18 protein-coding genes are annotated in these 25,340 nt (G+C 54.1%); 7 read left to right on the forward strand and 11 right to left on the reverse strand.

Features of this window, described 5'->3' with window-relative positions:
- Positions 1–90 precede the first annotated feature (90 nt).
- The 4 genes from F0P93_RS26050 (at position 91) to F0P93_RS26065 (ending at position 5,875) form a co-directional block, all read left to right on the forward strand.
- Positions 91–1,191 (forward strand): serine hydrolase domain-containing protein, encoded by a 1,101-nt coding sequence (locus F0P93_RS26050; protein WP_150880659.1) that lies wholly within the window; start codon positions 91–93, stop codon positions 1,189–1,191.
- Positions 1,188–2,270: a sensor histidine kinase gene (locus F0P93_RS26055; RefSeq protein ID WP_150880660.1), complete on the forward strand. Its 1,083-nt coding sequence runs from the start codon at positions 1,188–1,190 to the stop codon at positions 2,268–2,270. The genes F0P93_RS26050 and F0P93_RS26055 overlap by 4 nt, the downstream gene beginning before the upstream one ends.
- Positions 2,251–2,937: a LytR/AlgR family response regulator transcription factor gene (locus tag F0P93_RS26060; protein WP_150880661.1), complete on the forward strand. Its 687-nt coding sequence runs from the start codon at positions 2,251–2,253 to the stop codon at positions 2,935–2,937. The genes F0P93_RS26055 and F0P93_RS26060 overlap by 20 nt, the downstream gene beginning before the upstream one ends.
- A 136-nt stretch (positions 2,938–3,073) precedes the next feature.
- Positions 3,074–5,875: a DUF1553 domain-containing protein gene (locus F0P93_RS26065; protein WP_150880662.1), complete on the forward strand. Its 2,802-nt coding sequence runs from the start codon at positions 3,074–3,076 to the stop codon at positions 5,873–5,875.
- Positions 5,876–5,960: 85 nt separating this feature from the next.
- On the opposite strand, the gene F0P93_RS26070 is transcribed toward F0P93_RS26065, so the two are convergent.
- The 4 genes from F0P93_RS26070 to F0P93_RS26085 all read right to left on the reverse strand — a co-directional run bounded on the left by F0P93_RS26070 (position 5,961) and on the right by F0P93_RS26085 (position 8,851).
- Entirely contained in the window at positions 5,961–6,695 is a 735-nt protein-coding gene (locus F0P93_RS26070) for a LytR/AlgR family response regulator transcription factor (RefSeq protein ID WP_150880663.1), read from the reverse strand.
- A gap of 13 nt (positions 6,696–6,708) precedes the next feature.
- Positions 6,709–7,218: a copper resistance protein NlpE N-terminal domain-containing protein gene (locus F0P93_RS26075; RefSeq protein WP_191908923.1), complete on the reverse strand. Its 510-nt coding sequence runs from the start codon at positions 7,216–7,218 to the stop codon at positions 6,709–6,711.
- A gap of 11 nt (positions 7,219–7,229) precedes the next feature.
- On the reverse strand, positions 7,230–7,715 hold the full coding sequence (locus F0P93_RS26080; RefSeq protein WP_150880665.1) for a copper resistance protein NlpE N-terminal domain-containing protein: 486 nt from the start codon (positions 7,713–7,715) through the stop codon (positions 7,230–7,232).
- 62 nt (positions 7,716–7,777) lie between these two features.
- Positions 7,778–8,851 carry a sensor histidine kinase gene (locus F0P93_RS26085; RefSeq protein ID WP_150880666.1) on the reverse strand — a complete coding sequence of 358 codons (1,074 nt, stop codon included), beginning with the start codon at positions 8,849–8,851 and terminating at the stop codon, positions 7,778–7,780.
- Between the two features lie 226 nt (positions 8,852–9,077).
- Between F0P93_RS26085 and F0P93_RS26090 the strand changes: the two genes are divergently transcribed.
- Positions 9,078–9,710, forward strand: coding sequence for a dioxygenase family protein (locus tag F0P93_RS26090; protein WP_150880667.1), 633 nt, complete (start codon positions 9,078–9,080; stop codon positions 9,708–9,710).
- A 90-nt stretch (positions 9,711–9,800) separates the two neighbouring features.
- A complete protein-coding gene (locus F0P93_RS26095; protein WP_150880668.1) occupies positions 9,801–12,179 on the forward strand; it encodes a TonB-dependent receptor in 2,379 nt (792 codons plus the stop codon).
- 70 nt (positions 12,180–12,249) lie between these two features.
- On the opposite strand, the gene F0P93_RS26100 is transcribed toward F0P93_RS26095, so the two are convergent.
- A complete protein-coding gene (locus tag F0P93_RS26100; RefSeq protein ID WP_150880669.1) occupies positions 12,250–14,067 on the reverse strand; it encodes an SGNH/GDSL hydrolase family protein in 1,818 nt (605 codons plus the stop codon).
- Between the two features lie 107 nt (positions 14,068–14,174).
- Positions 14,175–15,677, reverse strand: coding sequence for a carbohydrate-binding domain-containing protein (locus F0P93_RS26105; protein WP_225309649.1), 1,503 nt, complete (start codon positions 15,675–15,677; stop codon positions 14,175–14,177).
- A gap of 332 nt (positions 15,678–16,009) precedes the next feature.
- Between F0P93_RS26105 and F0P93_RS26110 the strand changes: the two genes are divergently transcribed.
- Positions 16,010–18,184 (forward strand): alpha-amylase family protein, encoded by a 2,175-nt coding sequence (locus F0P93_RS26110; RefSeq protein ID WP_150880670.1) that lies wholly within the window; start codon positions 16,010–16,012, stop codon positions 18,182–18,184.
- Positions 18,185–18,300: 116 nt separating this feature from the next.
- Here F0P93_RS26110 and F0P93_RS26115 read toward each other — a convergent pair whose 3' ends face one another.
- The 5 genes from F0P93_RS26115 to odhB all read right to left on the reverse strand — a co-directional run bounded on the left by F0P93_RS26115 (position 18,301) and on the right by odhB (position 25,314).
- Positions 18,301–19,662 (reverse strand): M28 family peptidase, encoded by a 1,362-nt coding sequence (locus tag F0P93_RS26115; RefSeq protein WP_150880671.1) that lies wholly within the window; start codon positions 19,660–19,662, stop codon positions 18,301–18,303.
- Between the two features lie 98 nt (positions 19,663–19,760).
- Entirely contained in the window at positions 19,761–20,930 is a 1,170-nt protein-coding gene (locus tag F0P93_RS26120) for a DUF4932 domain-containing protein (protein ID WP_150880672.1), read from the reverse strand.
- Between the two features lie 144 nt (positions 20,931–21,074).
- Positions 21,075–22,163 (reverse strand): helix-turn-helix domain-containing protein, encoded by a 1,089-nt coding sequence (locus F0P93_RS26125; RefSeq protein ID WP_150880673.1) that lies wholly within the window; start codon positions 22,161–22,163, stop codon positions 21,075–21,077.
- Positions 22,163–23,563 (reverse strand): dihydrolipoyl dehydrogenase, encoded by a 1,401-nt coding sequence (gene lpdA / locus F0P93_RS26130; protein ID WP_150880674.1) that lies wholly within the window; start codon positions 23,561–23,563, stop codon positions 22,163–22,165. The genes F0P93_RS26125 and lpdA overlap by 1 nt, the downstream gene beginning before the upstream one ends.
- Positions 23,564–23,688: 125 nt before the next feature.
- The gene (gene odhB, locus F0P93_RS26135) at positions 23,689–25,314 is read right to left on the reverse strand and encodes a 2-oxoglutarate dehydrogenase complex dihydrolipoyllysine-residue succinyltransferase (RefSeq protein WP_150880675.1); all 1,626 of its coding nucleotides are present in this window, start codon (positions 25,312–25,314) and stop codon (positions 23,689–23,691) included.
- Positions 25,315–25,340 lie beyond the last annotated feature (26 nt).

Raw genomic sequence — 25,340 nt, forward strand, 5'->3', positions numbered from 1 at the left:
GGCAATTTACCCCGGTTGGCAGAACTATTTTTGAGTCGGCGCGGAGTTCTTCCAATTTTGATGCAAGTTTAAAACCAGACTGTTCGCATCATGAAAAAGCTTCTCTTCCTCATTTCCCTGCTTTCCCTCCACCCGGTTTTGGGACAGCCCAAAGGCCCCATCAAAGACAAGGCCTACCGGCAGGCCATCCAGCGGGCCGAACACTTTGTCGATTCCCTGCGAAACCGGCAGGACATCCCGGGACTCTCGGTGGCGGTTGGCACGAGCGACAAAATTCTCTGGGCGGAAGGCTTCGGCTTCGCCGATCTGGAAGCGCGGTTGCCCGTGACGATCGACACGAAATTCCGCATGGGTTCGGTCTCCAAATCTATGACATCACTGGCCATCGGAAAACTGGTGGAGGATGGAAAGCTGGATCTCGACGCGCCGGTTCAGCAGTATGTGCCGACGTTCCCGGCCAAAAAATACCCGTTCACCAGCCGGCAGTTGGCAACGCACACCGCCGGCATCCGGCATTATCGGAACAGCGACCCGCTGGCTTGCCCCAAACGGTATGCCACGGTGCAGGAAGGTCTGGCGATCTTCAGCCAGGACAGCCTGCTGTTCAAGCCGGGTACGGCCTATACTTACTCGACCTATGGGTATTCGCTGCTGAGTGCGGTGATCGAAGGTGCGAGCCAGACGGAGTATTTGTCGTACATGCAGACGGCGGTTTTCACTCCCCTGGCGATGACCAACACCGGCGCCGACTACAGCGACAGCATCGTGACCAACCGGGTGCGGTTTTACGAACACCGCAACAAGAAACTGGTTCATGCTGCGGCCGTCGACAACAGTTATAAATGGGCCGGTGGCGGGCTTTTGTCAACGCCCGTCGATCTGGTGAAACTGGGCGGAGGGTTGATCCGGAACACCTCGCTTCGGAAAGAAACGGTAGCCTTGCTCTTTGCCCCCCAACACCTGCTGGATGGCAAAAACACGCAGTATGGTCTGGGCTGGCGCAACGGCACCGACCGGCAGAACCGGAAGCTCATTCACCACGGCGGACTGATCGACGGGGGCCGGACGTTTCTGCTGCTGTATCCGGAAAATGATCTGGTTGTGGCCATTACCGCGAATATGAGTGGTGTCAGCATCAATCTAGCCGAAGCGGAAGCCATTGCGGGGTATTTCTTCGCCACGAAACGATGAGAAAGTCAACGGTTATTCTCCTGCACGTGGGCTACTGGCTCCTCTATGCGGTGGTAGTTTCGTTGCTTTTTGCCCTATCCAACGAAACGCCTGAATTGGCATTCAGGGATTGGGAGGACTGGCTGACCATCCTGGCGATTTCGCTGCTAACCGGATTGATTAGTTTCTACGCCTTTTATTCGTGGCTGGTTCCTGCCTACCTGCCAACCCAAAAGATACAGAAATTCGTCCGATGGGGACTGGTGGTTACGATTGCTGTCACCGGGGGAATTATAGCGTTGATTGCGGTGGCCCTTTCGGTCCTGCTTTCGGTGGTCTTTGAAAATTTTTTCCTCATCAGGCTCTCCGTAAATGATCTGCAAATCCTGTTTATCATCCTCTCGCTAATTGCTCTGGTCAACGGCATTTTGGGTACATCCATCCGGGGCTTCATTGCCTGGTATGCGGATATTCACGTCAAAGAAACCCTGGCGAACAAGACGCTGCGGACCGAACTGGCTTTACTGAAAGCACAGATCAATCCCCATTTTCTGTTCAATACCCTGAATAACATCGACATTCTGATCGAACACGATGCACCAAGAGCGTCGTTGTATCTCAACAAACTCTCTGATCTGCTCCGGTTTGTGTTGTATGAAACCCAGGCCGACCTGATTCCGTTGACGCAGGAACTGGACTACATCCGAAAGTACATCGACTTGCAGAAAATCCGAACCACCAATGAACGCTTTGTGAAACTGCAAATCGACGGCCCAACCGATGATGTGCTCATTGCACCGATGCTTTTTGTGCCGTATCTTGAAAATGCGTTCAAGTATGCGACCAACAAGAAGGTCAGCGACGCGATCCGCATTCAGATTTCGATCGACGAAAGGCAGATCCGGTTCCAGTGCGTCAACGTCGTCGACCCCGGCAAAACCGGGTTGGGTACGCCCGGCGGTTTGGGCAATGACCTGATCCGGCAGCGGTTAACCCTTTTATACCAGGATCGGTATACATTAACAATTCAGGCGACGGAAGATGAATACCGCGTTACCCTGTTGCTACCCGTAAAAGCGCATGAACTGTCTGCTTATTGAAGATGAACCCCTGGCGATGCTGCGGCTCAAAGCGTACGTGCAACGAGTGCCGTTTCTAACCCTGAGCCATGCCATCGACAATGGGCTGGAGGCCATTCCGATCCTGCAACGGGAGCCCATCGATCTGGTCTTTCTGGATATTGAAATGGACGGTTTTTCGGGAATCCAGTTGCTGGAAGCCCTTCCCAAACGCCCCGCCGTGATCCTGACCACGGCTTTCGATCAGTACGCACTCAAGGCCTTTGACTTGCAAGTCGTTGATTACCTGTTAAAACCGTATACGTTTGACCGGTTTTTACAGGCCGTGACCCGCGCGCAGGAAGGCGTGAAAACCGCCCCGATCGAAAACCACCCTCCGTTTCTGTTTGTCAAAACCGAATACCGGCTCCAGAAAGTCGCTTTTGATGACATTCTGTACATTGAAGGCATGCGCGACTACCGGCGCATTCACCTGCGCACCGAAAAAATCATGACGCTGGAAACCTTCGGCGATCTGGAGCGATGCCTGCCGCGACACCGGTTTTGCCGGGTGCACAAGTCCTGGCTCGTGGCTCTCGACAAAATCGAATCCATCGAACGTGACCGCATCACCATTCAGCAGGCCCTCATTCCGGTTTCGGACACCTACCGCGCCCGGTTTTACCAACTCATTGGGCGCGCCAGCTAGCCATTACGACAATTCTGCCCGGTACCGAACTCACCCAAAATCTGGGATAAAATCACATAATTCAGGTTTATTTAGTATTTTCCGACGGTTTTCGCCTTTTCTGAAAAAAGCACGAAGCGCAATACTTTCTCGATTTATGAAACCACTCTTCCGACTAAGTCTTGCCCTCGTTGTTCTGCTCACCCTGTCCTCCGTGGTCTGGCTGACCGTCCGGGAAGATCGTGTCGATTTTAACACGCAAATCAAACCGCTGCTCAACAAAAATTGCATTGCCTGCCACGGTGGCGTCAAGAAAGCATCGAATTTTAGTCTCCTCTTCGAACACGAAGCCCTCGCGGCCGCCAAATCCGGCAAACACGCCATTGTTCCCGGCAATGCCGACGCCAGCGAGCTGATTCGCCGGCTCACGCTCACCGACCCGGACGAACGCATGCCGTTGGAGGCTCCCCCACTGAAAAAGGAAGAAATTGAGTTGCTCCGCGACTGGATCGATCAGGGCGCCGAATGGGGCAACCACTGGGCCTATCAACCCGTTGACAAACCGGAAGTACCCCAAATCGGAACGTTCTGGTCACGGCTTGGAATCGTTGAAAGCGACGAATTAAACTGGGCAAAAAACGAGATCGATCACTTCGTGCTGAATAAGGTTTCGCAGGATAAAGAATTTGCTCCGGTGCTAAAACCGTCTCCCGAAGCCGACCGCGCCACGCTCATCCGCCGGGTGTCGCTCGATCTGACCGGCTTGCCACCGACGGAACAGGAAGTAACTGATTTTCTGAAGGATACTTCACCGGATGCCTACGAAAAAATGGTGGATCGCACGCTGAAATCTCCGGCTTACGGCGAACGCTGGACCGGCATGTGGCTCGATCTGGCCCGCTATGCCGACACCAAAGGTTACGAGGCCGATCTGGCGCGGCCCATGTGGCGGTATCGCGACTGGCTTATCAAAGCTTTCAACGAAGACAAACCGTTCGACCAGTTTACCATCGAACAACTGGCGGGCGATTTGTTAACAGACCCCAACGGAAAAACCGATAATAACGAATCGTTAATTGATAATCCGTTGATTGCGACCGCCTTTCACCGCAACACGATGACCAACGACGAAGGCGGAACGCAGGATGAAGAGTTTCGCGTGGCTGCGGTTCTGGACCGGGTCAACACGACCTGGGACGTCTGGCAGGGCACTACCTTTGGCTGCGTGCAGTGCCACAGCCACCCCTACGATCCGTTTACGCACGAGGAGTATTACAAATACCTGGCGTTCTTCAACAACACCCGCGACGAAGACGTGCCCAGCGACACGCCGACTTTGCGGTTTTACAAGGAAGCCGATTCCGTCAAAGTGCAGGAATTAAACGCCTGGGTCAGTCAACACGCAACGAATCCGCAGCAGGTGAAAACCGCCAATCGGTTCACACGACTCACCGAACCCAAAGTCAATTCGCACAGTTTCGATCAGTACGTGAAGGCGTCGCTGATGGGTGCGATGTATACCGCCATTCAGGACGGCGGGTCGGCGCGGATCAAAAACATGGACCTCAATGGAAAAAACCGCCTGATTCTGGCGTGGGGTACCAAGGCCGAAGATGCCGTGATGACCATTCGTCAGGACAGCGTAAACGGGCCGGTTTTGACCCAACAGCCGGTTCCGAAAACCGGGAGTCCGTGGAGAGACACCACGCTGGTCTTCGCGCTTCCCAAAGTGTCGGGGCGGCATCACCTGTTCCTGACGCTCAGCAGTCCGAAAAACCCGAAAGAATGGGTGATGGTCAAGTGGGTTTCGGTGCAGCCCGCCTTGCCGGGCCAGCCGGAAACCGCCCTGGGTGAGATGGATCACAAACTGACCGAAATTCTGAATGCCAAAGCCGAACTGGTTCCGGTGATGCAGGAGGGCGTTGGCGATCAGGTGCGGGAAACCTTCGTCTTTGAGCGCGGAAACTGGCTGGTGAAGGGCAAGAAAGTCCGTGCCGACGTTCCCAAATCACTGCCGCCGATGCCGGCCGATCTGCCCCGAAACCGCCTGGGTCTGGCCCGCTGGATGGTGAGTCGTCAGCATCCGCTGACGGCGCGGGTGGCCGTCAACCGCTTCTGGGAGCAGTTGTTCGGAACCGGTATTGTCGAAACCGTCGAGGATGTGGGCACGCAGGGCATCCCGCCAACGCACCGCGAGTTGCTGGACTGGCTGGCGGTGGAGTTCATGGAGACCGATCACTGGAGCGTCAAGAAACTGCTCCGGCGTATGGTTCTTTCCGCTACCTATCGCCAACGTTCCAATGTTTCGCCCGAAGCGTTGGCTCTGGACCCCTGGAACAAAATGCTGATGCGGGGACCCCGCGTTCGGCTGACGGCGGAGCAGGTGCGCGATCAGGCGCTGGCAACCACCGGGTTACTGAGCAAGAAACAGTTTGGCCCCAGCGTCATGCCCATCCAGCCCGACGGCATCTGGCAATCGCCCTACAGCCCGGAAAGCTGGAAGCTGAGTCAGGGCGAAGACCGCTACCGCCGGGCCTTGTATACGTACTGGAAACGGACGGCCCCGTATCCGTCGATGATCACGTTTGACAGTCCCAGCCGGGAATTCTGCCAGTTGCGCCGGTTGCGAACCAACACGCCCCTGCAGGCGCTGGTGACGCTCAACGACCCGGTGTACGTGGAAGCCGCCCAGCACTTGGCCGACTGGATGCGGTATCAGGGAAAAACACCGGAACAGCAGATTCAGGCCGGTTTTCAGCGCATCATGCTCCGACCGCTTTCCCCTGCCAAGCTGGCCGTGCTCACCCAGTTATACCGCACGACAAAAACGCATTACCAGCAACAGCCCGAAGAAGCCCGGAAGCTGCTGGCCTGCACCGACGGCACGCCCGAACTGGCGGCTTTGGCAGTTACGGCCAACACGATGCTGAATCTGGATGAGGTGGTGACGAAAGAGTGAGAATAGACGTGAGAGCAAAGACAAGAGAGTAGAGACCGGAAATTAGTGATGTTTCGATGGTTTCTATTCTCTTGTCTCCACTCTTTCATCTTTTTCGATTCAACAACACCTGCTCCACTTCGTCCTTGTAATTTCGCCCGACGGGAATCTGATTACCGTTCACCACCAGCCGGTTCCGCTCGATCCGGGTGATTCTCGAAACGGCCACGATGAACGATTTGTGAACCCGCAGAAACCGGTTTTTCGGAAAAATGTCGTGCATGAATTTGATGGAGCCTTTCAGGACGATTTTGCCGGTGTTGGTGTAAATAATGGCGTAATCTTTCAAGCCTTGAATGTGGGTCACCTCGTCAAAGTTCAGCTTGATCCGCTGCACCCCGCTTTTCACAAAAACCGACCCCAGCGGGGCTTCCTGCGCGTTTTCTTCAATATTAGCGTTTTGGTCTTTCAGGGCCAAAAAGTCCCGGATCTTTTCCATGGCGAGCAAAAACCGGGGGTACGAAATGGGTTTCAACAGAAAATCAATGACACCCAGCTCAAAGCCTTCAAACGCATAGTCGCGGTAGGCCGTCGTAAAAACCGTGATGGGCGGGTGGGGCAAGGCCGCACCGGCGATCCGGTTCAGAAACTCGATGCCGTTCATTTCGGGCATTTCAATATCCAGAAACAGCACATCGGCTTCGTGGTTTTTACAGTACGCCAGCGCAGCCCGGGCCGTTTCGAAGGGGTGGATCGATCCAACGAAAGGCAACCGGCGAAGGTAATCTTCCAGAATGCCACGCGCCAGCGGCTCATCATCGATCACTATGCAGTTCAGCATAAGATATTGCCAATCAATTAACGATCCGGTTTAGGGTATAGCTCAAATACGAATCCCCAACCCTGAAATTTCGTTCCTGATCCAGCACGAACAACACATGTTCATCGCCTTTCAACAGATAAACAGACACCTCCGGTTTATCCGAATCCAGTTGGTACACAACCGCTTCCGGGTCGGTTTTCGTGCCGTGCACCAGCGCCCATTTTCCCTCCCGAGCCGCCGACCGGTCTAAGGTTCCGCGGAGTTTGTAGGTGGTTGGCTGGCCGGTTTTCGGGTCTTGAAACAAGGTGAGACTCCATTTTACTTTCGTACATTCCGGGCCGACGGTCACCTTCCAGTCTTTCGCAATTTCGGCGCAGGGAAACCGCCCGTCAAACCGTCCGTATACCGCCGGTCCGCTGTCCACCGGGTTACGAACACTCGCTTTGGTCGGAACGTTGGTGGCCCGAGTTTCCTGAGCAATGACGCGGTTTGGCTGGCCTGCAAATCCAAGCAGAAACAACAATAACACTTTAACTTTCATACCTACAATGATCATTTTCTGTTTAGTGTATAGCTCCAGCCCGCGTGTCCGATCATCAGATTCCCTTCCTGATCCAGCAAGTGAAGCAGCCTGTCATCCAGCTTTACCAGAGAAATGGGGGCATCGGGTGCCGTTGGCGTCAACCGGTACAGGTCCCGGTTTTTGCGATCCTTTACCAGGCTCCATTGGCCCTCTTTCACGCCCCGTGTTCCGTTATTCATCAGGGTCTGTGTCGAGGGCTTCGAAATGCCATATGCGTAGCTGAGTTTGTAAAACGTGGGTGCCTGATTGCGCGGATCCCGCTGGAGCGCCAGGTTCCATTGGATCATTTCACAGTCGGCCGTGGCCGGAATCGACAACCACATTCGGGGAATGCCGTCGCAGGGGGTGGTGGCGAAATAAACCGCCGGTTCCGGTGAAGTCGCCTGCATAAACCCGGCTGCCAGAACGATCAGAATGCTCTTTTTTAGCAGTTTCAAATGAAGCCGTGTTTTCATGGTTTTCAAGTTTTAATAGATTACACCTGTAAGGTCTTGAAGACCTTGCAGGTGTGGCCAGCTCAATTTATCGCAGAAAATACAATACGCAGTGACGCCTTGTAGCTCTCCGGTCGGTCTTCAGTCTGAAACGTATACCGACCGGGGTACAGCAGTTCCAGTCGTTTGCGAAGGTTGTCCAGACCAATACCGCCTTTTTCGGCTTTGGGACTGGCCGCCGGTTTGCTGTTCTCCACCGTAAATTGCACTTCGGACGGGTTGACGTACAGCGTGCTGTGTAACCGGGCGTTTGCAGCCTGTTTGCCCACACCGTGTTTGATGGCATTCTCGACCAGGGGCAACAGCAACAGCGGGGCGATTTCCTGGCCGTTGGTGTTGCCGTCGATTTTCAGGCTGATGTCCGAATACTCGCGGTACCGGATGCGCTCCAGGTCGATGTAATTCTGCAAATAGCTAATTTCCTTTTCCAGCGGCACGTAGGCATTGTCGCTGTCATAAAGCATGTATTCCATCATTTCCGACAATTTCAGCACCATTTCCGGGGCCAGCTCGGATTTCTTGAGCGTCAGGGCGTACAGATTATTCAGGATATTGAACAGAAAATGGGGATTCACCTGCGACCGCAGAAAGTTGACTTCGGCCTGTAGTTTCTCGACCACGATCCGCTGCAACATCCGCTGCTGTTCATACCAGTCGATGCTCAGTTTCAGGGCCACCATGAGACCCAGATACCAGAGTGTACTGAAAAAATTGTAGGAAAGCGTTTCGGCCCAGTTGCTGTTGCGCATCGGTCCGAGGACGTAGCCGTAGAGGTAATAGTCAAAAAGCCCCTGAAAAATCAGGTAGCCGAGGATGGAAAGCAGCACCATCGAAAAATACCGGGCATACCGTTTTTTCAGCAAATAGCGGGGCAGGAAATAGTGCAGGTTCAGATACGCGATTCCAATCAGCATCCCGATGCGGACCACAACGCAAAGGGCAAAATACGACAGACTGGCTTTGTAGATCAGGTACCTTTTTTCGTAGAGAAAAAAACCGGTAATCAGGATCCAGTAGCCCGCATGAACCAGCGCATATTTGACCGGAACAGTTCGGTTGGAAAGCGGCAGTTTGATGGATCGGTCCAGAAAGTCCATGCTGAAAACGGGTCTTGACGTGAGACCGCCGGGTGGTAGTCGACTGTAAATGAATACAAAAGGCGAGTGGATTAAAAATTATATCGACCAACGACCCAAAAAGTAGAGGAAAGGATTGGGGCCTGCGGTTTATCTACTTTCCCGGTCGTTGCTCTACTAATTTTTAGAATGACGGATTTATCGGGTTGGTTTGTGTCAGAACCCGTTACCATTCCGCCAAACGACCATGAAAAAGCATCCTTTTCCAGTATTCATCACCCTCCTTTTCAGCGTTCTGAACGCATTCAGCCAAACGGCCAAAGTGGGCGGCCCCTGCGAAGGCTGCGAAGCGATTTTTGAAAATACCATCCCGGTCGAAAAACTGAAAAGCTTCATCCAACTCCCGGGTGTTACCTGGGACGGCAAAAAACCGTTGGGTATCAACGGGACCGTCTACAAAGCCGATGGAACCCCCGCAGCCGGTGTTATCCTGTACATCTACCACACCGACGAAACCGGGCATTATACCGCCAAAGCCGATGCCAAAGGCTGGGAAAAACGCCACGGTTCCATCCGGGGCTGGATGCGAACCGACGGGAACGGTTTTTATAAATTCGGCACGCTCCGACCAGCTCCTTATCCCGGTCGCAACGAACCAGCCCACATCCACATTACCATCAAAGAACCAGGGCTTAATGAATATTACATCGATGAGTTTCTGTTTGACGACGATCCGCTGCTGACGGCCGAAAAACGCCAAAAGCTCGAAAACCGGGGCGGCAGCGGTATAGTGAAACTGGTTGATGTCGGCAACATGTACAAAGGCGAACGTAACATCTACCTCGGCAGGAACATTCCGAACTATCCGGTGACTCCCTAAATTCTGCCAAATGGACCTCCTTGTTTCCCGGCTATGGGCCGGGCGGGATAACGATTGCCCGGTTTTTTCCCTCATCACACCCCTTTTCTCATGAAATCACGGGTTCTCCTGCTACTTCTTGCCGTGATCGGTTCACTGCATTTGCAGGCACAAACCGCTGATCGTCGGGGCGTTCTAACCGGCTTTTTCCGGGATTCCACCACCGGAAAACCGGTATCACTGGCGACGGTTTCGCTGTTCCGGAAGAATCAGCGGGTCGATGGAACGCTGACGGACAGTCTGGGGTATTTTGAACTGAAAAACCTGGTCTATGGCACCTACCATCTGGCGTTCAGTGCCGTGGGCTACCGGCCATTTCAAACGGCAAGCTGGGTAATCGACGCCCGGACACCGTCGCGGAATGCCGGGATTCTGACGGTAAGCCTGGATGTAAAAACCTTGCAAACAGTCACGGTACGCGGGCAAAAACCGCTGGTAGAAACGCGGGCGGATGGCATCACGTTTAATGTGGAAAGTTTACCGCCCATTGCCGGGAGTAGCGCTGCGGATATTTTGCAGAAGGTTCCGCTCCTGTCCGTCGATCCGGGCGGTTCGCTTTCGATGCGTGGCAGTTCACGAATCCGGGTCTTCATCGACGGAAAACCGTCCGAAATGTACGGCTCGTCGGTGGCCGATGCGCTGAAATCCCTGAGCGGAGAAAGTATTGTCAAGGTGGAGGTCATCACCCATCCGTCCGCCCGCTACGAGGCCGAAGGAACCGACGGCGTTGTGAACATCATTACCCGCAAAAACCAGTCGAATGCCACCAATGGCAACCTGAGTGGCGTTTTGGGCAACCGAAGCGCAAACCTGATGGCTGATTTTCAGCACAAACGCGGCAAATGGCTCCTGAAAGCAGACGGTTTTCACCAGCTTTACCAGAACCGGAATGGCGCGGTGCTGGAACGGGAAACCGGCGGATTCAGCCTCGTCCAGAAAAGCGAATCCCGGCAAACGGGTGACTATTTCTTCGGTGGGGCGAATGTGCTTTACAGTCTGGACTCAAACAACACCCTCAACGTGGGGTACCGGCTCCGGTGGTCAGGCATCGAAACGCACACGGTTTCGGATCATTTTTACGCAGAAAACGGTGTGCTCATTCCCACCTTCCGGCGCAACCTCAACACCCCGATCGGGAATGAAGGCGGAACGCTCAATGTGGGGTATACCGGCACGTCAAAAGATAAAAAGAAGGAGTTTTCATTTTTGGGCATCTTTTTCCGGTTTACAGGCACCAGCCGCTATGACCTGGAACAACCCGGCGTCGGCAGCCCCGATTACCGGGAGAATTTCGACAGTAAAACCGCCAACCGCGACCTGGCTCTCCAGGCGGATTATTCGCAAACGGTCAATGATCACCTGAAGTGGGAAACCGGAGGCAAATTCACCCGGAAGAATCTCAATAGCGATAGTCAGTTCGGGATTTATAACATTGACAATCAATCCTATACCAACGACCCGGTTCGATCGAATGCGTTCTCCTACCAGAGTTCCGTGTATGCCTTCTACACCAGTTTCCAGTTTAAAATTGAAAAATGGCAGCTTGTAGCCGGGATGCGTTACGAAAAAACCGATCTGACAGCCGCCTTCAAAGACACGGCGCTCCGGATTCCTTCGTTCGACAACCTGGTTCCCAACCTGTTGATCAGCCGAAACCTCAGCAAGGAAAGTACGTTGAAGCTGGGCTATACGCTCAAACTGGTGCGGCCCTATTTTTCCTACCTGAACCCAACCGTAAACAACAGCGATTCACTCACCATTCAATTTGGAAATCCCTACCTGCGTCCGGAAATTACCCGCCGGTATCAATTGAACTATTCCCGAAACACAGCCCGGTTATTCACGGATGTGGCCCTGTTTTACAACCACAACCGCAACAGCATTGAGGGCATCCGAACGGCCCGGCCCGACGGTGTTTTTGAAAATACCTGGCAGAACATCGGCCGGAATCGACGGCTGGGGCTGTCGACCAACCTGACCTGGAAACCGTCGCCGAAACTGTCGCTGGGGGCAACGCTCACGCTCCAGTATGTCTGGCTGGAAAGCCGGGTGCTGGCGCTATCCAATCGCGGCTTGACGCGGGAGCTGGTGGTAAACGGGACGTATAAATTTCCCAAAGGATTCAGCGTCTATGTCTACGGTTTTTTCGATGCGAACAACCTCCGGTTGCAGGGCTACCGGTCGGGCTGGACGTATTACAGTTTGACGGTCAGTAAAAAATCAGCCAATGAGCGGTTTAATCTGAGCCTGCGACTGGATACCATCCTGACACCGTTTACGTTTATTCGGGAAGAGACAACAGCCGAATCCTTCCATCAGCTCCAGACTTACCGTTTGCAAAACCAGCACATCCGGCTCACGTTTTCATATAAACTGGGGAAAAAGGAGATTAAAAGTCCGCACATCCGGCAGGCAGAAAGCACCGATTGAGACCCCCGGATTGCATCCGGGGTTATCCACAGGTAAGCCTGTTAGGCTTCGTCGGATGAACGTTTATCGTTCAGCGACTGGCTTTCTTCGTTTTCAAAACCGGTTCCGGAGCTTTCAGCAAAGGCTGGAGTTTGGCCGCAAATTGCCGGTAGCCTTCCGCGTTGGGATGCAACCCGTCACTGAAAAGTGCTTCGTCAATTTTGCCGTCCGGTTTCAGGAAAACCAAACCGGGCTGGGCAAAGTGAATGTTGGCTTCCCCGGCCATCTGCGCCAGGTCTTCGTTGAGAACCGTGAGTCGTTTTTCCTCATTTCGGCGCGGCAAAATCCCGATCAGCAGAATGTCGGCCGTGGGTTGCCGTACTTTGATGGCCTGCACCAGAAACTTCAGTCCGGCGGTGATCTCCGCATCCGAGTTGTGCTGCAGGTTATTCGTTCCGATCATCAGCACCACCTGGGAGGCAGAATAGCCATCCAGTTCGCCGTGGTATACCCGCCAGAGCACATTTTCAATGCGATCCCAGCCATAGCCCATGTTCTGAACCCCCAGCGGTTCCAACCCGGTTTTCCAGGAATCGGCGCCAGCCGCACGGGGCGCAATGGGTTCACCACCCCAGTAGTGTGTGATGGAGTTCCCCAGATAAACGATTCGGGGCGGGTGGGTTTTCAGTCGGGCCAGAATTTCGTGGTGGCGGGTCTGCCAGTCGTAAATCCGGGAATCGCGGGATTGGGTGCGCGGTTTTGTGGTCGAAACCGTTCCGGACGGTTCGTTGAGAATACTGCGCAGACTCCGTTCGTAGGCTTCCGCGTATTGCTGCATGCCCAGATCAGACGGGTGTGTGCCGTCCACCATCGCGTCCGAATCCAGGTTGATTTGTGATTTGGGCAACAGATACAATTGCCCGAAGCCTTCCCCTTTCAACTGCGTGAAGGCCTTTCGCATCACCTCATTGACATCCGTGTAATATTTCCGCCGGAGCGGACTGACGCCCCCGTCGGTGTAGCCCGCGTGTTCGACCAGTAAAATGGGCGTCGTCGGCTGTTTGCTCCGCAGGTTTTTAACGGCTTCCACAATGAGGGTATAGACGTCTTCCAGCTTGCGGTCGGCGTTGGCAACCAGGTTGGGCAGGCAATCCAGGACGTAGATTTTGGCCTCGATCTGCGCCACCCGATCCACCACTTCTTTTTCCAGCCGACCGTTGCCGGAAAACGCCAGATTGATCAGGGGCCGGTCCATTTTGCGCCCCAAAATAGACGTCCAGGCCATACCAGCCCGCGAGGCACAACCACCCTGTGCAATGGAGGTTCCGTAAACGACGATGGGTTTATCGACCCGTACGGGCAGGGGCGTGAGCGTGACGCCTTTCGGAACCCCGATTTCGAGCCACTGAACGGAGTTGTAAAGCGGCAGATACAGGCGGTATTCGCGGCCTTTCTGGTGGTAGGCATCATTCGGTTCCAGGTTGGCAAACTGATACTGGATCGTGTCGCCAAACGCATATTTTCCGTTGCACCACAGCCAGTCGCCGTCGCTGTTACCGGCGTAGAGATCAACACCACTGACGCCGGTTGCGGGCATGTGCGGCATGCTCTGTTTCCCGCTTACGACGTAGCGAACCGTGATCCGGTCGGTGCTGGCCCGGAAGCGGATCATCAGTCCGGCGGCATTGCGCGACAAATCCCAGACGGCTTTCCGAACACTTTTTTCGGCTTCAGCGGGCAACCGGTCGTAGGGACTCAGGATGTCTTTTCCACGCCAGGCTTGTCCTTCGATCACCGGAAAGTCGGATTGGGCGGGGTTCCACCAGACGTAGTCGACCGGCGTTTGGGCCAACACCGCAACGCCAGGCAGGGAAACGAACAAGCAAACGAACAGAAGCCATTTTTTCATAAAGGGTCGGGGTGTGCACGAGGGCAACGGAAGGGTGAATTCTTCCAAAAATACGCAGGAAGTTGACAAAATAAACACCCCGACCCCAGTTATGACGCAGTGACCGGCTACGGTCCGACGCTTCCGCCAACCTTCGTCACCATACTGCTCGTGGTGAACGTGGTGGATTGCGTTCCCAACGTGTAGGTTCCGCTCGTATACAACCCGTTTAGGTTGGTACCCCCGGTTACGCTCCCGCCCGAATACACCTTGTACGACTGACCGGTTTTCAGTTTCGGACTCGAAAACAGCATCGTCGTGTAGGTTTTCGGAATCAGGAAGGTCAACACTTCGGCGCCCTCGCCCGACTGAATGTGCATCAACTGGTTGGCAGATCCTCCGCCGAGCAGGACCGAAGGCTGGGTGCTGACACTCGCCGTTGGCGTACTGGTTGCACCGGCCACACCGACCGCAATGCCGCCGGTTATTTTGAACGTATTCCGGTCGCAGTCAAACCCTTCTTCGGGAGCAGAAGCACCCACAGAGACGGTTTTCCCTCCGGTGATGGTGATCTTTCCGTTCGAGTCAATGCCGTCATTGGAGGTGCTGTAGGCATATACCGTACCGCCGTTGATGTAGATGAACGTTCCGGCATTGATGCCATCGTCTTTCGTTTTGGCAATGATGTTTCCGTTATTGATCGTCAGAACACTCTTGCTCTCAATGCCCTCTCCGGCCGACGAGTTGATCGTAATGGTGCCGCCATTGATGGTGAGATACGGGTCGATCGTCGTGTCGGTGTCGTACGAAGCTGCGATGCCTTTATCCACCACATTGATCGTGAACGTGCCGCCGTTGATGACGATGTAGCCTTCTTCGCACTGTATTCCATCGCCCAGCGTGGTCATCGTAACCGTGCCGCCGTCGGCAATAAAGGCGTCATTGGTATGAATTCCGTCGGATGCGGCACTGGTGATGGTAATGGTTCCGCTGATCAGCCGGATGTAATCGTCGCTGGCAATCGCGTGTTTGTAATTTCCTTTCAGGCTCAGGCTTCCGTTGCCGCTGAAGATCATCTGCCCTTCACTGAACAGCGTCGCTTTCATGTCTTCCGTACTGCTGTCGGTATACGTCGCGCCGTCCGTCAGCGAGTTGGTGGTGTTGTCGGCCAGCACAATGAAGGCTCTTTTCTCCGACTGGATGTTGATGGCGGGGCCGTCGGCATTCGTCATGTTGACCCCGTTCAGCGTCAGTTTGAATTTCTTATCGGAGTAAATTTTGACCGAACCGTTCGTCGTGGTTCCGGCCAGCACAAAGTCGACGCCCGTTGCAGTGGAAGTAATGACGACATCGCCGTTGGTCTGAGCAATCGATACGCCATTGCCCGCCAGGGGATTGGAAATGCTGACCGTCGTGCCAAACGTAATGCTAACGGTGGACGAAAACGTCGAGTTCGCCAGCAAATCATCCGCATTGGCCGCCTTGTCGGTATTGCCTTCCGGCGTTGCGGAGGAGGTGGTCGTGCTGTCGATGGCAACGGAGCTGCCGGTGGTGGTGCCGGTTCCGGTGGTGCCCGTTCCGGTTGGCGTTAGGTCCTCGCTTTCTTTGGAGCAGGCAAACAACAGGGCCATCAATAAAAGTTTGGGACCCAGGCCAACGACGCGTTTTACAGACGGTTTCTCTAAAACTCTCTTTAAAATTAGTTGGTGTCTCATCATTGTGATTATGGATTGGAAGACTCACTGCTAAACCGATACGCGCATCGCCCCCCAAACGTTGCCGTAACCAACACATTTGAGGTGAACAGGTCGAATGTGTCGGTTTTGATCGACCCAGCGGTGTTTATACCAGAAATGAAAATTAGACTCAACTCATAAAATTTTGAATTATATTACCGAAACAAGTTTAAAACCGCGCCCTAAACCCACTCTTTTACGGTGAGCTTCCTGGCTCACAGGACTGCATGGAAAGACGAGATTTTATAAAAACCGCCGGTCTCCTCGGTAGTACCTATGCCCTTTCCGGGTCTTTCACGCTGGCAAAACCGGCTAACCCGGTGCCGCCCGCCAACGCATTCTGGCTCGACGGGCCGATGCGGTGGGCGCAACTGGCTTTTGTGGAACGCGATCCGGGGCATTACGACCCCGATTTTTGGCTCCGGTACTTCAAGCGGATTCATGCCGATGGTGCCCTATTGAGTGCTGGTGGCGTCGTGGCCTTTTACCCAACCCAGGTTCCGCTGCACCACCGAAGCGATTTTCTGGGCAATTCCGACACCCTCGGTTTTTTGGTGGAAGGCTGCAAAAAACAGGGCATGAAAATCATGCTCCGCACCGATCCCCACGCGGCCCGGCAGAATGTCTACGACGCCCACCCCGACTGGATCGCGGTCAACGCAGACGGGGCAAAACGCCGTCACTGGGCCAATCCGGATTTGTGGGTAACCTGCTCCTTAGGGCCCTACAACTTCGAGTTTATGCCACAGGTGAACCGGGAAATCATGGAACGGTTTCAGCCGGAAGGCATTTTCTCCAACCGCTGGGCGGGCCACGACATTTGTTACTGCGAACATTGCCAGCGTAATTTCAAAGCGGCATCCGGCCTGACATTGCCCCAAAAAGTAGAAAAACTGGATCTGACGTACCGGAAATGGGCGGATTGGCGGATGAAACGACTGCGGGAATTGTGGGCGCTCTGGGATGCCGGCATCCGCAAACAGAAGGCGACATCCCGGTTTATTCCCAACGGTTTTCCCGACAAAATCGTGACCGGCAAAGAAGCCGACCTCTTTTTTGCCGATCAACAGGCCCGGCGCGGACTGATGGCGCCCTGGTCGAATGGAAAAGGCGCGAAAGAGCTGCGTTCAACGCTGGGATTAAAACCGCTGATCGGCATTTTCAGTGTGGGCATCGAGGAAGAATTTCGCTGGAAAGACTCGGTGCAGAACGACGCCGAAATCCGGATCTGGGTGGCCGAAGGAACCGCCAACGGCATGCGTCCGTGTTTCGTCAAGTTTGGGGGCGACATCTACGACAAACGTTGGATGGAAGCCGTTGCGAAGTTGTATGAAGGCTACCACAAAAATGAAGCGTATCTGCGCAACACGGCCCCGATGGCGCGGGTCGGCCTGGTGTATTCCGAGCAAACCGACCGCAATTATGGCGGGAAACCCTGGCAACAGAAGAGTGGCGACCACCTCGACGGCCTGTACCACGCGCTGGTGGAAAGTCGGATTCCGTTCGATATGGTGAACGACCGGCTGCTGACACCCGACGATCTGAAGCGGTTTAAACTCCTGGTTTTACCCAATATTGCGGCCCTTTCCGATAGGCAATGCCAGCAATTGCAGGCCTTTGTAGACCAGGGAGGCAGTCTGGTCGCGACCTTTGAAACCTCCTTGTATGACGAAGAAGGCCAGCCGCGGCCCGACTTCGGACTGGCCGGTTTGTTCGGAGTTTCATACGCTCAGAAAGTGGAAGGCCCCATGCGGAACAGCTACCTGCAACTGCGGCACGACACCCAAAACAGTCAGACGCAACGGATTCTAAAGGGACTGGATGATACGCCCCGAATTATCAACGCGATTTATAAAGTCGATGTAAAGCCCACGGTTTCGTTTCCCAGCCCGGTTACGCTCATTCCGACGTATCCGGATTTGCCGATGGAAGACGTCTATCCACGGATTGCCGAAACCGATACGCGGGAGTTGTATTTGCGGCAGGTCGGTAAAGGCCGGGTTGCCTACATTCCCGGCGACCTGGACCGCTCGTTCTGGCAACTCATGGCTACCGATCACGGTCAACTCCTGAGCAACGTTCTGCACTGGGCACTCGACGAGGAACCGGTTGCCACCGTAACGGGTCCAGGAGTGCTGGATGTGACGGTATGGCGGCAGGCCAACTCCCTAACGGTTCATCTGGTCAATCTGACGAATCCGATGATGATGAAGGGGCCTTTCCGGGAACTGATCCCGGTCGAAGCGCAGGTGAGCGTGCCGGTTCCGGCAGGGGCAAAAGTGACGGGCGTGAAACTGCTGATGAGCGATCAGAAACCGAAATTTGAGTTAAAGAATGGTAAAGTGTCGGTGAGCGTGCCGCGGATTCTCGATCACGAAATCGTCGCGCTGGACTTGGTTTGAAAGAGTTGTTTCGCGGAGTTGAGCGGAGAAGAAAGAAGTTTAGCAGAGTTTAAATTTATTTTTTCTCTGCTAAACTCTCTTTTTCTCCGCTCAACTCCGCGAAACAACTCTCAAACTCACAATCCGTATTGATCCAGCAAATACACCAACGCCGTCATCGAAGCCGCACCCAGTTCCAGTTCCCGCTTGTTGATCGCTTCGAAATTGTCGATTCCCGTGTGGTGAAAATCGAAATACCGCTGGGAATCCGGCTTGAAACCGAACAAAACCGTCCCCAGTTGCGCCAGAGGGCCAATGTCTGCCCCGCCCGAACCCGCACCGATTTCGTGCAGTCCGTAGGGCGCAAATAGCGGTTTCCACGGCATCACGTTGGCCCGTTGCTGCGCCGTTCCGACGATGCCGAAGCCCCGGGGTGTAAAACCGCCGTTGTCGGACTCGACGGCGGCAATGTGTTTCTCGTTGTTCTTTTTGGCGTAATCTGCATAGCCGACTCCGCCCCGCAACCCGTTTTCCTCGTTCATGAACATCACCGCCCGAAGCGTGCGTTTGGGTTTGATTCCCAAGGCCTTGAAAGTTCGCAACACATCGATGGACTGCACGCAGCCGGAGCCGTCGTCGTGTGCGCCCTGGGCCAGATCCCAGGAATCCAGGTGGCCGCCCACGACGATGATTTCATCCGGTTTTTCCGAGCCTTTGATTTCCCCCACCACGTTGTAGGATTTGGCGTCGGGCAGGGTTTCACAATTCTGTTTGAAGTAAAACGTCAGGTTTGCATTCTCTTTCAGCGACTTACTGAGCAACTCGGCTCCGTTGGTGCTGATGGCCGCCGTCGGAATCAGCGGTACCCCCGTCGCGTAGCGCATTCCGCCCGTGTGCGGATTGTCGTCCAGCACGGTGGTCATCGAACGAACAATAGCCCCCACTGCGCCGAGTTTGCCGGCTTCGTTCGCACCATTGGCCCGTTGTTCAACCGCCCCGGCGTAGGCTTCAAAGGTGTTCAGTTTGGTCGGGTCCATCGGGCGGTTGTAAAACACGATCTTGCCTTTTACCTTTTCCGGCCCCAAATCCCGCAATTCCTGAAAGCTCTTTACCTCAATCACCTGGGCTTCAACGCCTTTTGGAGCCGTGGCTACCGAACCGCCCAGAGCCGCAATCGGTACGGTTATTTTTTGTTTCCCGTTCCGGATATACGCTACTTCTTTGGCACCGCGAACCCAGTGCGGCACCATCACTTCCTGCAAAAACACCCGGTCGAACCCCTCCTTTTCCATCAGCTGCTTCGACCAGTCGACGGCTTTCTGCGCGCCTTCCGAACCGCTCAGGCGTGGACCAATCTTCTGGGTCAACTCACGCAGCCATTCGTACGACGGACTGTTGGTCAGGATTTCGTTGTAGATTTTGCGAATCGTAACGGAGTCGGTCGACTGCGCATGGACACCGGTTGCAAACAGACAGAAAGCAAGAAGTAGTTTTTTCATCTCGGGACGGGGTATCTCCTAAAAAAAGAAAACCCGGCCTGATTTCCAAAGCCGGGTTGAAAGTTATGCAATTCGTCCAATTGGTTATCCGGGAATTGCTATTCGGTTGACTTTTCAGAAACGGTTTTCACTAACTTCTTCATCGCGGTTTCTACTACCTGCTGGTAAGAGCGCGTTCGGATCTTGTTGTATACTTCCAATTCCTCCACGATCGCAGGCAGGTAAATAAATTTTCGATCTTCGATGTAATGGGTTTTTAACCGTTGCGCATCGGCATGATTACCAAGATTTTGAGCGATTATGATCTCCCCGGCCCGTACAAAGTGTTCGTATAAACAGGCCTTCCAACGGGTATAGCCCTGATTGGCCATGTCACTCTTAATGGGTATGAAAAGCGTTTCCGTTCCGGTAATGAGTTCCGGGGGGAGCTGGTCGATAGCGGGGTTGACAAACGAATGGCCAAACTCATGCGTACTAAGTTCCAATAGGTGTTTTCTGTCGTCAAAGCCCATATCTACATTGGATTCATTGCTAAAGTTTTGAAGTCCGAAAGGACCAAAGACGTGAAAAATTAGGGTTTTATCCTGTAACGTATGGCTGACTCCAAATCCCATACCCGTAGGGATGGTAAGGCTCGGTACCAAGGTGTACCGGTCAAAACGTTGCCCATAGAAATCTTCCAGGGCGGGAATGAACCGTTTATCCGGCAGGCCCTTTTTCACCTGAGCCAAAGCGTTAGCATACTTGCTTTGATTCTGCCGGAAGTAGGTATCAAAATCGACTTCCCGATAGAGTTGGTTCATCGCTTCAATAAAAAGAGCAACGTTCTTTCTGGCTTCTTCCGGGTCTCTTTTTGCGGAAAACCGGAGGTAAGCGCTTTCTCTTATCTCATCTTTCAGTTTGGCATGGGGGAAATCGTCCAGTTGGATCAACAGATGAATCAAATAATCCAGCCAAATGTTCTCGGCAAAAGCCACCACAACAGCCAGGTGTTTGCTGTGCTCGTAGGTTTTGTAGTGTCGGTATAGGCTAAGCCCGTAGCCATACCAGTCCCTTTTTCGGATCGCGCGTCCTCGCAAATAGGTATCGTTATTTTCCAACTGACGGCCTTCATAGCCCAGGAAATACGCAAAACCCAACAGCTCTACATTCCGATTGGTTTGTATTTGAATGGTGGGAACGGTGCGGTCAGGGAAACCGTTGGACTGCTGACCGAAAATAAAGGGCGACCAGACGAAGGCCGCCAGAACGAACACTAGCTTTTGCATGACTGAAGATTGAACCGTTGATGGAAACACAAATCAACTCATTCCAGCGTCGTCATGCGCTCGGAAACGGTTTTCCGGACGTCCGGAATCGTGTTTCCGGACGTTATGACCCCTGATAGGAGCCCGTAAGGTTGTTGACTATCCTTATTTTTTAACCAGCAGGAAGTGTGATGGCGCTTGTCCGGTGTGGTGTTTAAATACCTGATTGAACGTTGATTTCGAATTAAATCCCGCTTCAAGGGCCAGGGCCAGTAAGGTTTTGTGGTGTTCTGCCGGATCGTTCAGTTTTCGAATGACGGCCTCCACCCGAAAGCCATTGACAAAATGAGTAAAGTTTGCAGCACACCGGGTGTTGATCAGATACGACACATACCGGGGCGGTAGCTGGAGCCGTTTGGCCACGTCCTCCACCGTCAATTTCGATTGCGTATAGAGGGCGTCCTGCCGGAAGAGCGTCTGCAACCGTTCCAGTTGTTTCGTATCATCATAGTGATGGAATTCAACCTTTTCCGACGATTTTACATCAGGAAGAACAGGCAGGGTAAAAAAGACGGGATTGGCATACCCGATATAGCCGAAGGCAAACAAAAACAGGGTCAGCACGATTTCCAGACCCGCAAAAACCGGCCATTCCAATAGGACGCCAGCGGCCCAGATAACCGTCGTAAGCAGCAGAAAACAAAACAGGCTATACAGCCGCACAAACAAACTGAATGACAACCGGAATGCGTGCTCTTTCAACGATCGGTGAAAAAAGACCAGTTTCCGTCCATAAAACCAAAGGGCGATGGCGGTGCCAAAAATCGGCAGGAGTTCCGTAACCAGAAACCAGCCTGAATTATCGAGCAGCGAAGGCAATGGTGCTCCGGTAGACCGGCGGTAGAAACTCCAGCCAGACCGCACGAGCACTTCCACAACCGCAGGCAGGTAAAAGAGCCAGTCTTTTTGCCGAAAGGCATAACCAGGCGTCGTCGTTAATTGGGCCAAGAACCAGACCGACGGAGGCAATAACAGGTACGATTGCAGATTCCAAAACGGAATAGAAGCAGGCGAGCTATGATACCGCACCTGCATACCCCAGGCGTTGAGCAGTTCGAGCGCGAGGACATAAAGAATAAGGCCCAGGAACAGGTTCGACCGTTCCTGGCGCAATCCTTTCACGACCAATGCCAAACTGAGCAGTAACCCTTGCCCGGAGGCCAAAAGAAAGGCAATCGCTTTCCCGGTTTCCATCACATATGAATCGCCCGGTTATCCGTCGCTGCCAGACACGCTTCCTTGATGGCTTCCGTGTAGGTCGGGTGGGCGTGTGAAATCCGGGCGATGTCCTCTGCCGAGGCCCGGTATTCCATTGCCACAACGCATTCGGCAATCATGTCGGCCGCGCGGGCACCGATGATGTGCATGCCCAGAATTTCGTCGGTCTGTTTATCGGCCAGCACCTTCACCAAACCGTCGACATCCATCGAAGCGCGGGCACGACCCAGGGCTTTATACGGAAACGAACCGACTTTATAGGCCTTGCCTTCCTGCTTCAGTTCCTCTTCGGTGAAGCCCACACTGGCGACTTCCGGCCAGGTGTAGACCACGCCCGGAATTAGGCGATAATTGATGTGCGGTTTCTGTCCGGCCAGAGTTTCGGCTACGAACACACCTTCCTCTTCGGCCTTGTGCGCCAGCATCGCCCCACGGATGACGTCACCGATGGCGTAGATGTTCGGGACTTTGGTTTGCAAATGATCGTTTACGTCGATGCGCCCCCGGTTGTCGGCGGCCAGTCCGGCGGCTTCGAGGTTCAGGCCGTCGGTGTAGGGACGGCGACCGACCGATACCAGGCAGTAATCACCTTCGAGCGTAATCTGTTCCCCTTTGGGCGTATCGGCTTTCACGATCACACCTTCGCCGGTATTTTCAACGCTGGTAACTTTGTGGCTGAAGTAGAAATCAGCACCCAGCTTTTTGACGGCTTTTTGCAGTTCTTTGCCCATCGTTTTGTCCATCGTCGGAATCATCGAATCGGCAAATTCCACGAACGACACTTTCGAACCGATGCGGGCATAGACCGAGCCCAGTTCGGCCCCAATCACCCCCGCCCCGATCACGATGAGGTGTTTCGGCACTTCCTGCAACGTCAGGGCTTCGGTCGAACTGATGATGCGTTTTTTGTCGATCTGCATCGACGGAAACGAGGTTGGTTTGGAACCGGTCGCAATGATGAAATTTTTCGCCGTAATCTGCTCTTCGCTGCCATCATCTTTCTTGACGTTCAGCGTATTGGCATCGACAAACGACCCGAATCCCTGGTGAACCGTGATTTTGTTTTTCTTCATCAGAAACGAAATCCCGGTCACATTGGCTTCCACGACACCTTCTTTCCGCCTGATCATCTGGGGCAGATCGACCTGCAAATCCGCCAGTTTAATCCCGTGTTCGGCGAAGGTATGGGCGGCATTGTAGAAATGCTCCGAAGAGTCGAGCAGGGCTTTCGACGGAATACAGCCGACGTTAAGGCAGGTGCCGCCCAGCGTCTTGTATTTTTCCACAATGGCCGTTTTCATACCCAACTGGGCGCAGCGAATTGCGGCCACATAGCCGCCCGGCCCGGAGCCGATGACGATGACGTCGTATTGCATAAATTTACAGATCTATTTGCAGGTAAATGGTCTCTATACAAATGTAGGACGGAGTATAAACCGCTCTGCCAACGAGCATTTTCTGGCTCGAAAGGCGGTTTTACAATCCGTCCTACTACTTATTCTTATACGCCCAATAAAATCCGCGCCGGATCTTCCAGCAACTGCTTTACGCGAACCAGGAAGCTCACGGAGTCTTTGCCATCGATGATGCGGTGATCGTACGAGAGGGCCACGTACATGATCGGGCGTACCACGATCTCGCCGTTGACCACCACCGCCCGTTCCACGATGTTGTGCATCCCCAGAATCGCCGACTGCGGGGCGTTGATGATCGGCGTCGACAACATCGAGCCGAAAATACCGCCATTGGTGATCGTGAACGTACCACCGGTCATCTGCTCGATCGTCAGTTTGTTATCCCGTGCCAGAACCGCCAGCCGGATAATTTCCTTTTCGATTCCGGCAAAGTCCATGCTCTCGGCGTTCCGGATTACCGGCACCACCAGACCACGCTCCGTTGATACGGCGATGGAAATGTCACAGTAATCGTTGTAGACAATCGAATCGCCGTCGATGGTGGCATTCACATTCGGGAAGTCCTGCAAGGCAATGCAAATCGCTTTGGTGAAGAACGACATGAAGCCCAAACCAACCGCATTTTTGTCCTTGAACTTATCTTTGTATTTGGCCCGCAAATCCATGATCGGTTTCATGTCGACCTCGTTGAAGGTTGTCAGCATGGCCGTTTCATTTTTTACGGCTACCAACCGGCGGGCGATGGTTTTCCGCAACGAACTCATGCGTTCGCGCCGTTGTCCCCGGTTTCCACCAGCGGGGGCCGGGGCCGAAGCGACCGGGGCCGGTTTGGGGGCCGGAGCAGCAGCCGGTTGCGGAGCAGGTGCTGGTGCCGCCGGTTTTTCGGCTTTCACGGCATCTTCCTTCATGATGCGGCCACCAATGCCGGTGCCGTTGACTTCTTTCGGATCGATGCCTTTTTCGGCCAGTATTTTAGCGGCCACCGGCGATGGGTGATTGGCCGCATAGCCATCCGCCTGGGCCGCGACGGGCTCAGCAGCAGGCTGTGGTGCCGGAGCAGACGGTTGCGCAGCGGGTTGAGCCACGGCAGCTCCCACTTCAATCCGGCAAATTACGGCACCAATGGCCAGGGTGGCACCGGCTTCGGCCACAATCCGGAGGGTTCCGGCGGCTTCAGACGGCAACTCAAACGTGGCTTTATCAGATTCGAGTTCACAAAGAACCTCGTCCAAAGCCACCTGATCGCCATCCTTTTTATTCCAGGAAGCAATCGTCACTTCCGTGATCGACTCGCCAACCGGGGGCACTTTCATTTCAATGCTTTTCGAGGCTGCGGCAGCAGCGGGTTCAGCAGCCGGTTGGGAGGCAGGTTCCGGTTTGGGCGCTTCGGGCTGTGGAGCCGGAGCCGCTTGTTCAGCCGGTTTGGGGGCCGGTGCTTCCGCTTTGGGAGCCGCCGGAGCCGCGCCATTGGACGCACCAGCAGCCTCGATGGTACACAAAACCGCACCAATAGGCAACACATCGCCTTCCTGGGCCATGATGTGTAACACGCCGTCGGCTTCGGCCGGAAATTCAAACGATGCCTTATCCGACTCCAGTTCGCACAACACCTCGTCTCTCTTCACCGAATCGCCCTCCTTTTTATGCCATGCCCCAACGGTTACTTCCGTAATGGACTCCCCAACCGGGGGTACTTTCATTTCTATTGCCATTTTCTCTTAGTTTTCAGTTGTCAGCT

The sequence above is a fragment of the Larkinella humicola genome, assembly GCF_008727875.1.
In the GTDB taxonomy this organism is placed as follows: Bacteria; Bacteroidota; Bacteroidia; order Cytophagales; family Spirosomataceae; genus Larkinella; species Larkinella humicola.

What these genes read in the sequence shown, in the direction of transcription:
- F0P93_RS26070 (WP_150880663.1), bottom strand. Translation starts at nt 6,695, where the DNA reads ATGCTGAACTGCATAGTGATCGATGATGAGCCGCTGGCGCGTGGCATT.
- odhB (WP_150880675.1), bottom strand. Translation starts at nt 25,314, where the DNA reads ATGGCAATAGAAATGAAAGTACCCCCGGTTGGGGAGTCCATTACGGAA.
- F0P93_RS26055 (WP_150880660.1), top strand. Translation starts at nt 1,188, where the DNA reads ATGAGAAAGTCAACGGTTATTCTCCTGCACGTGGGCTACTGGCTCCTC.
- F0P93_RS26050 (WP_150880659.1), top strand. Translation starts at nt 91, where the DNA reads ATGAAAAAGCTTCTCTTCCTCATTTCCCTGCTTTCCCTCCACCCGGTT.
- F0P93_RS26105 (WP_225309649.1), bottom strand. Translation starts at nt 15,677, where the DNA reads ATGGCCCTGTTGTTTGCCTGCTCCAAAGAAAGCGAGGACCTAACGCCA.
- F0P93_RS26075 (WP_191908923.1), bottom strand. Translation starts at nt 7,218, where the DNA reads ATGAAAGTTAAAGTGTTATTGTTGTTTCTGCTTGGATTTGCAGGCCAG.
- F0P93_RS26120 (WP_150880672.1), bottom strand. Translation starts at nt 20,930, where the DNA reads ATGCAAAAGCTAGTGTTCGTTCTGGCGGCCTTCGTCTGGTCGCCCTTT.
- F0P93_RS26060 (WP_150880661.1), top strand. Translation starts at nt 2,251, where the DNA reads ATGAACTGTCTGCTTATTGAAGATGAACCCCTGGCGATGCTGCGGCTC.
- F0P93_RS26090 (WP_150880667.1), top strand. Translation starts at nt 9,078, where the DNA reads ATGAAAAAGCATCCTTTTCCAGTATTCATCACCCTCCTTTTCAGCGTT.
- F0P93_RS26095 (WP_150880668.1), top strand. Translation starts at nt 9,801, where the DNA reads ATGAAATCACGGGTTCTCCTGCTACTTCTTGCCGTGATCGGTTCACTG.
- lpdA (WP_150880674.1), bottom strand. Translation starts at nt 23,563, where the DNA reads ATGCAATACGACGTCATCGTCATCGGCTCCGGGCCGGGCGGCTATGTG.
- F0P93_RS26115 (WP_150880671.1), bottom strand. Translation starts at nt 19,662, where the DNA reads ATGAAAAAACTACTTCTTGCTTTCTGTCTGTTTGCAACCGGTGTCCAT.
- F0P93_RS26085 (WP_150880666.1), bottom strand. Translation starts at nt 8,851, where the DNA reads ATGGACTTTCTGGACCGATCCATCAAACTGCCGCTTTCCAACCGAACT.
- F0P93_RS26100 (WP_150880669.1), bottom strand. Translation starts at nt 14,067, where the DNA reads ATGAAAAAATGGCTTCTGTTCGTTTGCTTGTTCGTTTCCCTGCCTGGC.
- F0P93_RS26125 (WP_150880673.1), bottom strand. Translation starts at nt 22,163, where the DNA reads ATGGAAACCGGGAAAGCGATTGCCTTTCTTTTGGCCTCCGGGCAAGGG.
- F0P93_RS26080 (WP_150880665.1), bottom strand. Translation starts at nt 7,715, where the DNA reads ATGAAAACACGGCTTCATTTGAAACTGCTAAAAAAGAGCATTCTGATC.
- F0P93_RS26110 (WP_150880670.1), top strand. Translation starts at nt 16,010, where the DNA reads ATGGAAAGACGAGATTTTATAAAAACCGCCGGTCTCCTCGGTAGTACC.
- F0P93_RS26065 (WP_150880662.1), top strand. Translation starts at nt 3,074, where the DNA reads ATGAAACCACTCTTCCGACTAAGTCTTGCCCTCGTTGTTCTGCTCACC.